Source organism: Microbacterium sp. RURRCA19A (assembly GCF_900156455.1).
Lineage (GTDB): Bacteria > Actinomycetota > Actinomycetes > Actinomycetales > Microbacteriaceae > Microbacterium.
Genome location: NZ_FTNQ01000005.1, coordinates 147,910 through 161,541 on the forward strand (window position 1 = coordinate 147,910; position 13,632 = coordinate 161,541).

The following is a 13,632-nucleotide window of genomic DNA, read 5'->3' on the forward strand; positions in this document are numbered from 1 at the left end:
TTTCCGGGTACGAGGAGGACGAGACGGTCAGGATGCCGAAGAGGCCAGGAGCGCGCGACGGGCGGCGCGACGCTCCTCCTGCCGGTCGGGGTCGGGGACGGGCGCGGCCATGAAGAGGCGCTGCGTGTAGGGGTGCTCGGGACGCGAGGTCACGCGCTCGGCGGGACCGGTCTCGACGATCTCGCCCTTGTACATCACGGCCACACGGTGACTGATGTGACGCACGACCGCGAGGTCGTGTGTGACGAAGAGGTAGGCGACCCCGGTGCGGTTCTGGATCTCGATGAACAGGTCCAGCACACGCGCCTGCGTCGACAGGTCGAGCGCCGACACCGGCTCGTCGCACACGATGAGCTTCGGCTGCAGGGCGAGCGCGCGCGCGATCGCGATGCGCTGACGCTGACCGCCGGAGAACTCCCGGGGGAGGCGGCTGCGCGCATCGGAGGGGAGCCCCACCTGATCGAGCAGATCGCGCACGCGGGACCGGGCCTCGGATCCCGCGACGCCCGACGCCGTCAGCGGCTCGGCGAGGATCTGCTCGATCGTCATCGAGGGGTTGAGCGACGAGTAGGGGTCCTGGAAGACGACCTGGATCTCCGAGCTCAGCGCCCGGCGCTGGGCGCGGCCGAGGTGCGAGATGTCGCGTCCGCCATAGGTGACGGTGCCACCGCTGACCGGCGCGAGACCCAGGACCGCACGGCCCAGCGTCGTCTTGCCCGAGCCGGACTCGCCGACCAGGCCCATCGTCTCGCCGGGCAGGATGTCCAGCGACACCCCCTTCAGGGCGCGGAAGGGCTGGGCGCGGAAACCCTTGCCCGGGTACTCGACGACGAGGTCGTCGACCGTGAGCAGCGGAGCGGTCATGCCCGCACCCCTTCCTCGGCGCCCAGCGGCGGCCGTGCCGGACCCTCGTCGAGGATCGCGTCCAGCAGCGCCCGCGTGTACGGGTGCTGCGCTTCGGTGAAGATCGCCCGGACCGGGCCCTGCTCGACGAACACGCCGTTCTGCATGACCGTCACGCGGTCGCAGAGGTCGGCGACGACGCCGAAGTTGTGCGTCACGAGCAGCATCGCCATGTGCCGCTCCTTCTGGAGGTCGCGCAGCAGCTCGAGGACCTCGGCCTGCACCGTGACGTCGAGGGCGGTGGTCGGCTCGTCGGCGATGATGAGCTCGGGATCGGTCGAGACGGCACCGGCGATCAGCACGCGCTGGGCCATGCCGCCGGAGACCTCGAACGGGTACGCGTCGAACGTGCGGGCCGGGTCGGGGATGCCGACGCGGGCGAGCAGCTCGAGGGCGCGCTCGCGCGCCTGCTTCTTCGACAGCCCGAGGTTCTTGCGCAGCGGCTCGACGAGCTGGCTGCCGATCGTGAAGGCCGGGTCCAGGTTGCTCATCGGCTCCTGGGGGATGTAGGCGATGCGCTTGCCGCGCACGCCCCCGTAGACCTTCTCGTCGGCGTCGGCCAGCTCGGTGCCGTCGAAGAGGATCGACCCGGCCGTGACCGAGCCGCCGCGGGGGAGGAGACCGAGGACGGCGAACGCCGTCTGCGACTTGCCCGAACCGGACTCGCCGATCAGACCGTGCACCTCTCCCTTGCGGACGTCGAGCGAGACGCCGTGGACGACCTCGATGTGGGAGCCGTCGGCCTGGTCGTACCCGACGTGGAGGTCGCGGACGCGCAGGAGCGTGTCGGTCGCCTTGCTGCGGGTGTCGTCGGCGTGCACGATCACGTCGCTGTCCACGATCGGGAGCTCGTCCGGGTCGAGCACGTCGCCGCCGGTCAGCGAGACCGAGGTGGTGACGGCGGCGATCGAGCCGGTGCGGCTCGACACCGCGCGACGGCGGCGGCGGCGCACGGTGACGGTGCGTTCGAGCTCGTCGCGGAGGACGTTGGCCAGCAGCGTCAGGGCGATGCACGTGAGGGCGATCGCGAGCGAGGGCCAGATCAGGCCGGCGGGGTTCTTGTAGATGTTCTTGAACGCGTCGGTGAGCATCGAGCCCCAAGTGGGGACGTTGGAATCGCCGAGACCGAGGAACTCCAGCCCGGACTGGATCGCGATCGCGATGCCCGAGACGATCGCGGCCTGGATGATGATGGGCGCGCGGACGACCGACAGCACGTGCCGGCCGATGATGCGCGTGTCGCTGAGGCCCGACACCCGGGCCGCGTCGACGTAGAGCTCGCCGCGGACGGCGGTCACCGAGGCGAAGACCAGGCGGAAGAAGCCGGGCGAGAGCAGGATGCCGAAGATCACCATCGACAGCCACACGGAGGGTCCGAGCACGGCGCGCGCCGCGAGCAGCACGACGATGCCCGGGAGGGCCATGGTCAGCTCCGTGACCCACGTGGCCACGGTGTTGAACCAGCCCTGGTAGTACCCGGCGATGAGGCCGCTGATCACGCCGATCAGGACGGCGACGACGACCGCGACGAGGGCGGCGGCGATGCTCGTCTGCGTGGCGGCGAGGAGGCGGGACAGGACGTCGCGGCCGCTGCCGTCGGTGCCGAGCAGGTGCGCGGGGCTGGGCCCGGACAGGATGCTGCGGATGTCGGCGAAGTTCGGGTCCTGCGGCGCCACGAGCGGACCGATGAAGGTCAGCACCGCGACGATCGCCAGGAAGATCAGCGAGACGAGCCCGACCGGGCGGCGCACCAGCCGACGGAACAGGGCGACCCGTACGGGGGCGACGGGGACGGCGGGAGGGACGGCGATGGCGGTCATGCGAGTCGCACCTTCGGGTTGAGGGCCGCCTGGGCCAGGTCGATCAGGAGGTTGACGACGACCACGATGATCGCGAAGGCGATCACGAGGCCCATGACGACGGGGATGTCGCCGAGGGTCGTCGCCCGGACGCTCAGCTGACCCATGCCGGGGATGGCGAAGATCTGCTCGACGATGACGGCGCCGCCGAGGAGCCCGACGAACTGCACGGCGAGCACCGCGAGGGCGGGACCGCCGGCGTTGCGGAGCACGTGCTTGTAGACGACGGAGCGCTCGCTCAGGCCGCGCGAGCGGAGCGTGCGGACGTAGTCGCGGGAGGTGGCGTCGAGGACCGAGCCGCGCACCTGCTGCGCCACGGTCGCGATCGCGCCGATCGACAGCGCGGTGATGGGGAGGATCACGGACGAGAGCCAGCCGCTCACGGACGTCGTGATCGGCGTGAAGCCCGTCGCCTTGAACCAGCCGAGGTTGACGGCGAACACGAGGACGAGGACCAGGGCGATGAGGAAGCCCGGGACGGCGAAGCCGACGAGCGAGAGGAACTGCACCGTGGCATCCACCGCGCCTCCGCGGCGGGCGGCGAGGACGCCGAGCAGCACGGAGAGGACGGCCGACACGAGCGTGGCGCCGATGACGATCGACAGCGTCACCCCGAGGCGCCCGGAGACGCTCGTCGAGACGAGCTCGCCGTTGAACCAGCTCCGACCGAGGTTCCCGGTCAGGGCGGAGGTCACCCAGTCGGTGTACTGCGTGAGCAGCGGCCGGTCCAGCCCCAGCTCCGCGGTCTTCTTGGCGACGGTCTCGGCGGTGGCGGTCTCGCCCAGGATGCGGCGGGCGATGTCGCCGCCCGCGGCGTAGAGCAGGGTGAAGGCCAGCAGCGAGATGACGGCGACGAGGACGACGCCGGACAGCAGCCGGCGCACGATGAATGCGAACATATGTGGTCCCTCGGGGCGGACCGGGCCCACCCGACGTGTGCGGGTGGGCCCGGTCGGCGGGTCAGTTCTTCGGCGAGAAGTCGAAGATCGACGGGTAGGCGTTGGTCGGCCAGAACTCGAGGTTCGTGTTCGGGTCGGTGGCGAAGGTGCCCTGGACGCGGAAGAACGGGGCGAACCAGGCCTGGTCGACGATGTACTTGTTGAGCTCCTTGAGGGCGGAGTCGGACTCGGCCTGCGAGCCGGTCTGGATCGTCGAGATGAGCGCGTCGACCTTCGGGTCCTCGGACTTGAAGGGGTTGAAGGTCGCGTTCGGCGCGATCATGAAGTTGATCAGCTGCCAGTCCGGGTTCTGCTCGAGGGCCATCCAGGTCGCGGGGTACTTCGGCGCGAGCATGTCCGCGATGAAGTTGGCCGAGCCGGGATCGGTGTAGTTCACCGTGATGCCGATGTCGGACAGCTGCTGGGCGACCAGGTCGAACGTCTGCTGGAACGCCGGGGTGGTCGGCATGTTCAGCGTGAAGCCGTTGGGGTAGCCGGCCTCGGCGAGGAGCTTCTTCGCAGCGGCGGGGTCGTAGGCGTAGGTGGAGTCCAGCGACTCGTCGTAGGCGACGGAGGTCGCGGGGAACACCTGCTCGGTGACGGTGCCGTAGCCGGTCTGCAGCGACTGCAGGAGGGCTTCGCGGTCGAACGCCATGTTGATCGCCTGGCGCACCTTGACGTCCGCCAGCTCGGGCGCCATCGTGCCGGCGCGGTCGAGCAGGAGGAGGCCCTGGAAGTCGAGCTCGTTGGACTCGATCGTCCAGCCGGCGCCCTCGACCTCGGTGATGGTGTTGTTGTCGGCGATCTTCGCGCCGTTGAGCTCACCGGCCTTGATCGCGTTGATCGTCGCGGTGACGTCGTCGAAGACGTTGATGGTGAGCTTGTCGTACTTGACCGCGTCCTTGTTCCAGTAGTCGGGGTTGGCCGTGTAGTTGTACGTCGTCCCGGTCACCGAGGAGGCGGTGTCGAGGATGTAGGGGCCCGAGCCGATGGGGTTCGTCGACACGTCGGGGTTGTCGAACGACGACGGCGCCTCGACGAGACCGGGGGCGATGGAGAGCAGGTTGATGAGCGAGGGGTCGGGCGCCGACTGGGTGATGGTCACCGTCGTGGCATCCGGGGCGGCGAAGGTCTTGCCGGCGAGCGTCGCGGCCTGCGGCGAGGTGCCGTCGCGGAAGCGCTCGAGGCTCTTGACCACGGCGTCCGCGTCGAGCTTGGTGCCGTCGGAGAACGTCACGTCGTCACGGAGCGTCAGGGTCAGGACGGTGTTGTCGGCGTTGTACTCCCACTGGGTGGCGAGCCACGGTTCGATCTCGCCCTGCGCGTTCTTCTGCAGGATCGTGTCGAAGACGGCCTGGAAGAACGGGCTGCGGTTGCCGTACTCCGCTCCCGCGCCGATGTCGTAGCTCGTCGGTGCGGCGATCGCGCCCAGCGTCAGCTGTGCACCTTCTCCGCCGGTACCGCTGCCGGTGTTGTCACCGGCGCATCCGGTCAGCGTCAGCGCTGCCGCGACGGCGAGGGCTGCTGTGGCCTTCCATCGGAACATCCTTGTCCTCTTCTCTCTGGTGCAGGGCTCGGGTGAGTGGCCCTGCGGCGAGAAACTAACACCAAATCCGAGTGGCCGCTAGATTTTTGCAGCAAAAAACTAGCGACCACTAGAAATTCGTTGTAGAACGGTTCGTGAGAGGGCTCCCACCCGGCGATCGGTTCGGTGCGGGCGTTACGGTGATGCAATGACGGAGACGACGCAGGCTCCCCGCCGACAGCGGGGCGAGTATGCGAAATCCGAGGCGACCCGGCAGGCGATCCTGGATGCCGCGCTGGAGGTCTTCGCCGAAGCCGGGTACCGGTCGGGGTCGCTGCGTGAGATCGCGCAGCGCGTCGGCATGAGCGAAGCGGGGCTGCTCCACCACTTCCCGCGCAAGAGCGCGCTGCTGCAGGCGGTGCTCGACCACCGCGACGAGCTCGCCCGCTCGATCGTGGACTTCACCAAGGACGACGGCGTCGAGACCCTGCGCAACCTGGTCGACCTCGCGCGGCACAACGCCTCCGTCCCGGGAGTCGTCGAGCTCTACTGCACGGTCTCGGCCGAGGCGACCGCGCCCGACCACCCGGCCCACGATTACTTCCGCCGCCGCTACGAACAGGTGCGGGAGAGCACACGCGAAGCCTTCGAACGCATCGAGGCGGCGGGACGGCTCGCCCCCGGACTCCACCCCGGTCGCGCGGCGGTCGCCACGATCGCCCTGATGGACGGCCTGCAGGTGCAGTGGCTCCTCGATCCGGCATCGACCGACATGGCCGACGCGCTCGCCGAATACTTCCGGGGCCTGGTGCGCGGGTTCGATCTGACCGCGCTGGAGGACCTGCTCGACACGGTGGCCGAGGACGCCCCGTGATCCGCACGCCCCTGCTCCACGGCTGGACCGTGGGGCCGAAGCTCGGCGCGTTCGAACAGCGCGACGCGGCCACCGCCTACGTCCCCGTCACCCTCCCGCACGATGCGCTGCGCGACCTCGCCCGCGATCCCGGCAGCCCGCAGGGGGTGACCTCCGGCTACTACCCGGGCGGTGTGTTCGAGTACGTCCGTGAGCTCGACGTCCCCGACGACTGGCGCGAGAAGACGGTGCTGTTGGAGTTCGAGGGCGTCTACCGCGACGCCGTCGTGTTCGTCAACGGCGACCGCGCCGCGCACGAGGCCAGCGGGTACGCCGCCTTCACCGTCCGCCTCGACGCGTACCTCCGCTTCGGCCGGGTGAACCGCATCACCGTCGAGGCCCGCGTCCACAAAGACTCTCGCTGGTACACGGGAGCCGGCATCCACCGTCCCGTGCACCTCGTCGTCGCCGAGCCCGTCCACCTCGCCCTGGATGCCACGCGCATCACCACGCCCGACGTCGACGACGAGCGCGCGATCGTCGCGGTCTCGTCGGTGGTCGAGAACGAGACCCGCCACACGCGGACGGTGCGCGTCCGGTGGGAGGCGACCGCACCCGACGGCACGGTCGTCGCGACCGGCGACTCGCCCGTTTCGGTGCTCCCGGGCGAACGCGCGACGGCGCGGCAGCGCCTCTCCGTGCGCGCCCCGCGACGCTGGGGCATCGACGATCCGCAGCTGTACGGCCTGCGGACGACGCTCGTCGAGGAGGACCGAGCGGTGCCGCTCGACGAGGAGACGGTGGTGTTCGGCATCCGGACGCTCCGGCTCGACCCCGTGCACGGTCTGCGGATCAACGGCGAGAGCGTGACGCTCCGCGGCGCCTGCGTGCACCACGACAACGGACCTCTCGGAGCGGTGACGATCCCCGCGGCCGAGGACCGGCGGATCCGGCTGCTGAAGGAGGCCGGGTTCACCGCGATCCGCAGCTCCCACAATCCCGCGAGCCGCGCGATGCTCGAGGCCTGCGACCGCCACGGGATGGTCGTGATGGACGAGCTCGGCGACGTCTGGACCCGGGCGAAGACCGGATTCGACCACTCCGTCGGCTTCGCCGATCGCTGGCGCCGCGACGTCGAGGCGATGGTGGCGAAGGATGCCAACCACCCCAGCGTCGTGCTGTACTCCATCGGCAACGAGATCCTGGAGCTCGCGAGCGCGCACGGTGCCGTGTGGAGCCGACGTCTCGCCGAAGCCGTCCGCGAACTCGACGACACCCGCTTCGTGACCAACGGCATCAACGGCATCATCGCGAACCTGGACCGGATGGCCGAGGCGAGGGCCGAGGCCGAGGCGACCGACCCGAACACGCTGATGGCCACGATGGGCGAGCAGATGGCCCTGCTGAATGCGTCGTCGCTCGTGACCGACTCGATCGAGGAGTCCGCGGCGGTCCTCGACGTCGTCGGCTTCAACTACGCCGACTCGCGCTACGCGTTGGATGCCGAGCTGTTCCCGAACCGCGTGATCGTCGGGTCCGAGACGTTCCCGGAGCGGATCGGGGCGCTGTGGCCGCTCGTGTCGAGCCAGCCCCACGTGATCGGCGACTTCACGTGGACCGGGTGGGACTACCTCGGCGAGGCCGGGATCGGGCGCGTCGACTACACCGACGAACCGGGGTACGTCGCCACCGGCACCGCGGGACCCTACCCCTACCTGGCGGCCGAGTCCGGCGACCTCGACGTCACCGGGCACCGCCGCACCGTCTCCTATTTCCGCGAGATCGTCTACGGCCTGCGCGACGAACCGTTCATCGCGGTCCACCCGCCGCGTCACCACGGCCGGCCGACCGCGGTCACGCCGTGGTCGTGGGACGACACCGTCGCGTCGTGGACCTGGGGTGTCGCGCCCGGATCGCCCGCGCGCGTCGACGTGTACGCCGACGCCGACGAGGTCGAGCTGCTCCGTGACGGCGTCTCGCTCGGCGTCGCGCCGGTCGGGGAGGCGCGCGAGTTCACCGCGCGCTTCGAGACCGAGTACGTCCCCGGCGAGCTCGTCGCGGTCGCTCGATGCGACGGCGTCGAGGTCGGCCGGACGGCGCTGCGGACGGCGGCCGCCGAGGTCGCGCTCACCGCGCGGGCCGAGGCCGGCACGATCGCCGCCGATCCCGACGCGTTGGGATTCGTGCGGATCGCCCTCGAGGATGCCGCGGGCATCGTCCCGTGCGACCGTGACGTGCCCGTCACGGTGCGGGTCGACGGGCCGGCGGTGCTCGCGGGCCTCGGCACCGGTCGCGCGGCGACCGAGGAGGCGTTCTCCGCGGCATCCGTGACGCTCTTCCACGGACGGGCGCTCGCCGTCGTCCGTCCCACCGGCGCGGGGGAGATCCGCGTCCGGGTCTCGGCCGAGGGGCACGGCGACACCGAGGTCGTCGTCCGGGCGGGGTGATCCCGGATACGACAGAAGGCCCCCAAGTACTCTCCGAGGCCCTCCGCAACGGATCCGACCATACGGAGACGAACGGGACGTGTCGGGGGGATTGCCATTCCGGCGCTGTTGACCTAAGCGCGACTCTGCCACACTCACCCCATGAGGTTCGAGACGACGCTGTTCCAGATGGGCAACAACACCGGCATCGAGGTGCCGCCCGAGGTGGTCGAGGGACTGGGGGGCGGGAAACGCGCCGCGGTGACGGTCGACGTCAACGGGTACGTCTACACCAGCACGCTTGCGGTCATGGGCGGGCGTCACCTCATCCCGTTCTCGGCCGACAAGCGGAAGGCCACGAAACTCGCGGGCGGTGACCCGATCACGGTCGAGCTGACCCTCGACACCACCGAGCGCCTCGTCGAGCTCCCCGACGATCTCGCCGCCGCGCTCGACGCCGCGGGCGTCCGGGCGGCGTTCGACGCGCTGGCCCCCAGCACGCGCAAGGCGCACGCGGGCAGCGTGGGCGAGGCGAAGGCGGCCGAGACGCGGGCCCGTCGCATCCAGAAGATCGTCACCGCCCTGTCCTGACCGCCGTCGACCGACGGCGCGACCGATAGCCTGGAGCGGGAGGTCGCGTGGGCCGGACGAAGGATGCCATCGCCGAGGGGCTGTCGATCGCGACGGCCGCGGCGCGGCTCACCGTACGCAATCGCATCCTTGTCGAGACGATCGCCCGCGGGGGACACTTCGACGGTGAGGTGTTCGCGGAGTTCGCCCGCGAGACCCTGCGTGCCCTCGCCACCGAGCAGGACCAGGCCGCGGATCGCGTGACCCAGCAGCGCAAGCGCGCCTGGGGCCGCTTCTCCGACTCGTCGGGCACGCACGACTACCGCGACCGCGACACCCGCAACCTCCGCCGCCGCGCCCGTCAGTCGCACGGCGTGGCGAAGGAGCTGCGCGCGTTCGCCGGCGACGCCGAGCGCGTCGACGCCCTCGTCGCCGCGGCCCGCGCGGCCGCGTGGGGCGACGTCGAGGCGAACCTGTCGAAGCGGCTGGACGTCGAGGGCATGACGGCGGATGCCGATCCCGACTACGCCACGATGCGTCGCGCCCGCATGGATGCGCTGCGCATGGTCGATCTCGCGCGCCTGGCCTCTCAGGCGAAGAAGCGCGCGAAGGAGCAGGCCGCGGCCGCCGGTGACGAGGCGGAGGCTCCGGCGCCGAAGAAGAAGAAATCGACCTCGGCCTGACGCGAACCGATGGTGGCGATTTCCGCGGGTGAGCGACGTCGGGCGAGCGTCGTGGTGATCGGTGCGGGGCAGGCGGGGCTCTCGGCCGCCCATCACCTCGCCCGAGCCGGATTCGTGAGCGCCCTGGACCCCTCACGCGACCCCGACGCCCCCTCGTTCGTGGTGCTGGATGCCGAGTCGGCGGCGGGCGGGGCCTGGCGGCACCGCTGGGAGTCGCTGACCATGTCGACGGTCAACGGCATCTTCGATCTGCCCGGCTTCCCGAAGCCGCCGATCGATTCGACCGCGTCGAGCCGGGATGCGGTGCCCGCGTACTTCGCCGCGTACGAGGAGCACCTGCGGCCGCCGATCCTGCGTCCGGTGACCGTGACCGCGGTGCGCTCCGCGGATGCCGACCCCGACGGCGACCTGCGCGTGGAGTCGACCGCGGGGGTGTGGGAGACGCGGGCGGTGATCAACGCGACCGGCACGTGGAACAACCCGGTGCTCCCGCACTATCCCGGACAGGAGACCTTCCGCGGGCGGCAGCTGCACACGCGCGACTACGTCTCGCTCGACGAGTTCGCGGGTCTCCGCGTGGCGATCGTCGGCGGCGGCATCTCGGCGGTGCAGCAGCTGGAGGAGATCTCCCGGGTCGCGACGGTGTTCTGGTACACCCGGCGGGAGCCGGTGTTCCGGGCGGGGGAGTTCACCCCCGAGACGGCGGGCCGGGAGGTCATCGCCAAGGTCGTCGCCGACGTCGAGGCGGGGAACCCGTCCGGCAGCGTGGTCTCCTACACCGATCTCGCGTGGCTGCCCTACGCCGTCGCGGCGAGGGAGCGCGGTGCCCTCGTGCGTCGCCCGATGTTCACCGAGATCGAGGCCGACGGCGTGCGGGAGGCCGACGGCTCTTTCACCCCGGTCGACGCGATCCTCTGGGCCACGGGCTTCCGGGCCGACCTTCGGCATCTCGACCCTCTCGGGCTCCGGAACGCCCGCGGGGGCATCCGGATGACGGGGACGCAGGTCGCCGACGAGCCGCGTGTCCACCTCATCGGATTCGGTCCGTCGCAGTCCACGGTGGGGGCCAACCGGGCGGGCCGCGACGCGGTCCGCGTGCTGCGGAAGCGGCTCCTGTCCGAGCGAGCGGCCTGACGCGGCGCCGCGCGGCGCCGCGGACTACTCGCCGCTGCGGAGATCGCCGAGGGTGTGGCGCGTGAAGCGCGCGTCGCGGAACCGCACGTCGCATCCGTCGCCGGTCGGGCTCTGCGCCTCGAAACCCACCCGGAGAACCTCGCGGGAGGCGCCGAGGCTGAACGCGCGGACGAAGTGCCACACGGTGCCGTCGAGGCTGTAGTGGAAGGCGAAGACGCCGCCCACCTTCGCGACACGCAGCGCGACGCGGTCGGTGGCGATCGTGGCGCAGTTGGCATCGTCGGAGACGCCGCGCGTGACGACCGAGACGACCATCGCCGCCCCCTGGGGTGAGCGTTCGAAGCACAGCTTCGCCCAGGTGGTCTCATCGAGCCAGACCAGGAGCACGCCCGCGTCGAAGGTGGCCGCGAAGTCGACGGAGACCTCGGCCGACAGGGTCCAGTCTCCGTCGGGCGCCGCGCCGAGCAGACGCACGGCGTTGGATTGCGACTCCGCCGCCGTCGCCCCGCCGCCGCTCGGGTCGACGAAGAGATCGCTGTGGGCCCGCGCGCGGACGGTCAGATCGCCGTCGTGGACGGCCCATCCGGCGTCGTCGAGGTCGATCAGTTCGAGAGGGACACCGTCGAGTGAGAGCATGCTCGTATTCTGGCCGGTCCGCGCGCCCCGCGAGCCGGGGCGCACCGTCGGGTGCGAAGACTCACGCGACGGTGTCGCCGAGGACGTCCACGATCGCGTCGAGCGTGCGGCCGATCTCCGGGAGGGCCGCGATCGGCGGGATGTTGAGGTGTCCGTGCGGCATCCCCGCGGCGACCTCGACGCGCACCGGGACCCCCGCGTCCCCCAGCTGCACCGCGAACAGTTCGCCCGAGCCGCGCAGCTCGTCGATCTCGCTGAGGGCGAGGAGCGTGCGGGGCAGGCCGCGCGGATTCCGGCTCCCCGGGATGGCATCCACGGGAAGGTCGTCGATGCGGCCGACGTAGGCGCGCATCACGTCGATGTCACGGGCGAGTCCGAAGCGCAGGATGTCGGGCAGGTCGTCCACCCCGTCGATCTCGACGCCGGGCACGGGGAAGTGCAGGAGCGGGTACCCGAGCACCAGGGCGGCCGGCTGCGGACCGCCCCGGTCGACGAGGCGGAAGGCCGTCGCGGCGGCGAGGTTGCCGCCGGCGGAGCACCCGCCGAGACTCAGGCGTGCCGGGTGGATGCCGAACTCCTCGGCCCGTCCGTGGAGCCAGGTCCACGCGGCGTCGACGTCGTCCAGCGGAGCGGGGAACCGTGTTCCCGGGCCGGCGAGACGGTAGTCGACGCTCGCCACGACCGCGCCCGCCCGGGCGACGAGTTCGCGCGCCACGACGTCGGACTCGGCCATGTCGATGTCTCCGGCGGTGAAGCCGCCCCCGTGCACCCACAGCAGCCCCGGTGCGTCGGTCGCGGCCTCGAGCGGGCGGTACACGCGTATCCGCACGGGTCCGCGCGGCCCCGGGGCGGACTGCTCCGACACGTCGACCGGCGGGCGGACGTAGGCGGACGTCAGGTCGGTGACCGCGCGGGCGTAGTCGTCCCAGTCGAGCACGTCCCGCAGCGCGTGGGCCATGACGGCATCCAGGCTCATGAACGCGGCCCCCGCGCGACGAACTCCACGGGGAAGACCTGGCGCACGCGGGCGCGGCGGGGATCCTTCCGCTCGGCGAGCAGGATGTCGGCGCCCTGGTAGCCGATCGCCGTCAGGGGCGTCCGGATACCCGGGATGCCGAGGGCCTCGGCCACCTCCGAGTCCTGGCCGGCGATCACCAGGGCGCGTCGACCGCCGTTCGCCTCGCCGTCCTCGGCCAGTCGCCGCCAGGCTCCCGCGGCGGTGCGGTCGTCCGGCAGGATGATCGCGTCGAAGCTCATTCCGCGCTCCCCGAGGAACTCCACCGCCGCGCGTCCGGCGGCGCCGTCGTGACCCCGGGCGTCGTGCTCGACGAGCACCTCGGCCGGGTCGAACCCCGCCGCGTGGACCGCCGCGCGCGCCGCCGCGCGCCGCAGCTCGGCGCCGGACCTGTCGTGCGGTGGATGGACGAGGACGATCCGCCGCCGCCCGTCGTCGAGGGCGTGCGCGACCGCCAGGGCGACGGCGGCCTCGTCGTCGACGGCGACGGAACTCAGCTCGGACGTGGCGGGCGAACCGATCACGGTCACCGAGACCCCGCGTTCCGCCGCCTGCACGGCGACGGGTTCGGCTCCGGCGGTCAATTCGATCAGGATGCCGCGGACACCGGCCCGCTCGAGGGCGCGCACCGCGTCGTCGAGCCCCGTGGGCTCGTCGGCGGGGAAGGTGACGAGCGGTTGCGCGCCGCCCAGCGCCAGCCGGCGACGGATTCCGTCCAGGAGTGCGGCGCGGTGCGGTTCCGCGCCCGCGAGGACGACGCCGACCAGGTCCGGACCCGCCGGTGCGCGTCGCCCGCGTCCGGTCGGTCGCCACCCGAGTTCGTCGATCGCGGACCGGACGCGGCGCAGCGTCGGCGGGGCCACGATTTCAGGCTTGTTCAAGACGTTGGAAACCGTCCCGATCGATACGCCTGCGACGCGGGCTACGTCGTGCATCGACGGAAAGTCCTGGTCTGCCATCGCTCGCCCTCCTCCCTTGGTGGCTGGGATCCATTGTGGCTCGTGTGGATCTCCATGTTCATCCTTGCATGAATTGAAATATTTCAACTAGCATCGCAGCGTCGCGATCCGAAGATCCGATCCAGCACTAG

General features: G+C 71.2%; 12 protein-coding genes. 5 read left to right on the forward strand and 7 right to left on the reverse strand.

Features of this window, described 5'->3' with window-relative positions:
• Window positions 1-27 precede the first annotated feature (27 nt).
• The 4 genes from BW982_RS16085 to BW982_RS16100 form a co-directional block, all read right to left on the reverse strand.
• The gene (locus tag BW982_RS16085) at window positions 28-864 is read right to left on the reverse strand and encodes an ATP-binding cassette domain-containing protein (protein ID WP_076495030.1); all 837 of its coding nucleotides are present in this window, start codon (window positions 862-864) and stop codon (window positions 28-30) included.
• Entirely contained in the window at window positions 861-2,723 is a 1,863-nt protein-coding gene (locus BW982_RS16090) for a dipeptide/oligopeptide/nickel ABC transporter permease/ATP-binding protein (protein WP_076495032.1), read from the reverse strand. Before BW982_RS16090 ends, BW982_RS16085 begins: the two co-directional genes overlap by 4 nt.
• Window positions 2,720-3,661, reverse strand: coding sequence for an ABC transporter permease (locus tag BW982_RS16095; protein WP_076495034.1), 942 nt, complete (start codon window positions 3,659-3,661; stop codon window positions 2,720-2,722). The genes BW982_RS16090 and BW982_RS16095 overlap by 4 nt, the downstream gene beginning before the upstream one ends.
• Window positions 3,662-3,722: 61 nt before the next feature.
• Window positions 3,723-5,246, reverse strand: a complete 1,524-nt coding sequence (locus tag BW982_RS16100) for an ABC transporter substrate-binding protein (RefSeq protein ID WP_076495036.1) — start codon at window positions 5,244-5,246, stop codon at window positions 3,723-3,725.
• Between the two features lie 187 nt (window positions 5,247-5,433).
• Here BW982_RS16100 and BW982_RS16105 point away from each other — a divergent pair, with 187 nt between their 5' ends.
• From BW982_RS16105 to BW982_RS16125, 5 genes are all read left to right on the forward strand, one after another.
• Complete coding sequence (locus BW982_RS16105) at window positions 5,434-6,099, forward strand: TetR/AcrR family transcriptional regulator (protein ID WP_076495038.1); 666 nt, start codon at window positions 5,434-5,436, stop codon at window positions 6,097-6,099.
• Complete coding sequence (locus tag BW982_RS16110) at window positions 6,096-8,525, forward strand: glycoside hydrolase family 2 TIM barrel-domain containing protein (protein WP_076495040.1); 2,430 nt, start codon at window positions 6,096-6,098, stop codon at window positions 8,523-8,525. The genes BW982_RS16105 and BW982_RS16110 overlap by 4 nt, the downstream gene beginning before the upstream one ends.
• A gap of 141 nt (window positions 8,526-8,666) precedes the next feature.
• Window positions 8,667-9,095, forward strand: coding sequence for a YdeI/OmpD-associated family protein (locus tag BW982_RS16115; protein ID WP_076495042.1), 429 nt, complete (start codon window positions 8,667-8,669; stop codon window positions 9,093-9,095).
• Between the two features lie 47 nt (window positions 9,096-9,142).
• Entirely contained in the window at window positions 9,143-9,757 is a 615-nt protein-coding gene (locus BW982_RS16120; RefSeq protein ID WP_076495044.1) for an asparagine synthase, read from the forward strand.
• Window positions 9,758-9,766: 9 nt separating this feature from the next.
• Window positions 9,767-10,891 (forward strand): NAD(P)-binding domain-containing protein, encoded by a 1,125-nt coding sequence (locus BW982_RS16125; protein WP_076495046.1) that lies wholly within the window; start codon window positions 9,767-9,769, stop codon window positions 10,889-10,891.
• A gap of 24 nt (window positions 10,892-10,915) precedes the next feature.
• Here the strand turns inward: BW982_RS16125 and BW982_RS16130 are convergent, their stop codons facing one another.
• From BW982_RS16130 to BW982_RS16140, 3 genes are all read right to left on the reverse strand, one after another.
• Window positions 10,916-11,527, reverse strand: a complete 612-nt coding sequence (locus BW982_RS16130; protein ID WP_076495048.1) for a DUF1349 domain-containing protein — start codon at window positions 11,525-11,527, stop codon at window positions 10,916-10,918.
• Between the two features lie 61 nt (window positions 11,528-11,588).
• Window positions 11,589-12,503, reverse strand: coding sequence for an alpha/beta hydrolase (locus BW982_RS16135; RefSeq protein ID WP_076495050.1), 915 nt, complete (start codon window positions 12,501-12,503; stop codon window positions 11,589-11,591).
• On the reverse strand, window positions 12,500-13,501 hold the full coding sequence (locus tag BW982_RS16140) for a LacI family DNA-binding transcriptional regulator (RefSeq protein WP_076495052.1): 1,002 nt from the start codon (window positions 13,499-13,501) through the stop codon (window positions 12,500-12,502). The genes BW982_RS16135 and BW982_RS16140 overlap by 4 nt, the downstream gene beginning before the upstream one ends.
• Window positions 13,502-13,632 lie beyond the last annotated feature (131 nt).

What these genes read in the sequence shown, in the direction of transcription:
- BW982_RS16140 (WP_076495052.1), bottom strand. Translation starts at nt 13,501, where the DNA reads ATGGCAGACCAGGACTTTCCGTCGATGCACGACGTAGCCCGCGTCGCA.
- BW982_RS16085 (WP_076495030.1), bottom strand. Translation starts at nt 864, where the DNA reads ATGACCGCTCCGCTGCTCACGGTCGACGACCTCGTCGTCGAGTACCCG.
- BW982_RS16135 (WP_076495050.1), bottom strand. Translation starts at nt 12,503, where the DNA reads ATGAGCCTGGATGCCGTCATGGCCCACGCGCTGCGGGACGTGCTCGAC.
- BW982_RS16105 (WP_076495038.1), top strand. Translation starts at nt 5,434, where the DNA reads ATGACGGAGACGACGCAGGCTCCCCGCCGACAGCGGGGCGAGTATGCG.
- BW982_RS16125 (WP_076495046.1), top strand. Translation starts at nt 9,767, where the DNA reads ATGGTGGCGATTTCCGCGGGTGAGCGACGTCGGGCGAGCGTCGTGGTG.
- BW982_RS16115 (WP_076495042.1), top strand. Translation starts at nt 8,667, where the DNA reads ATGAGGTTCGAGACGACGCTGTTCCAGATGGGCAACAACACCGGCATC.
- BW982_RS16095 (WP_076495034.1), bottom strand. Translation starts at nt 3,661, where the DNA reads ATGTTCGCATTCATCGTGCGCCGGCTGCTGTCCGGCGTCGTCCTCGTC.
- BW982_RS16130 (WP_076495048.1), bottom strand. Translation starts at nt 11,527, where the DNA reads ATGCTCTCACTCGACGGTGTCCCTCTCGAACTGATCGACCTCGACGAC.
- BW982_RS16100 (WP_076495036.1), bottom strand. Translation starts at nt 5,246, where the DNA reads ATGTTCCGATGGAAGGCCACAGCAGCCCTCGCCGTCGCGGCAGCGCTG.
- BW982_RS16090 (WP_076495032.1), bottom strand. Translation starts at nt 2,723, where the DNA reads ATGACCGCCATCGCCGTCCCTCCCGCCGTCCCCGTCGCCCCCGTACGG.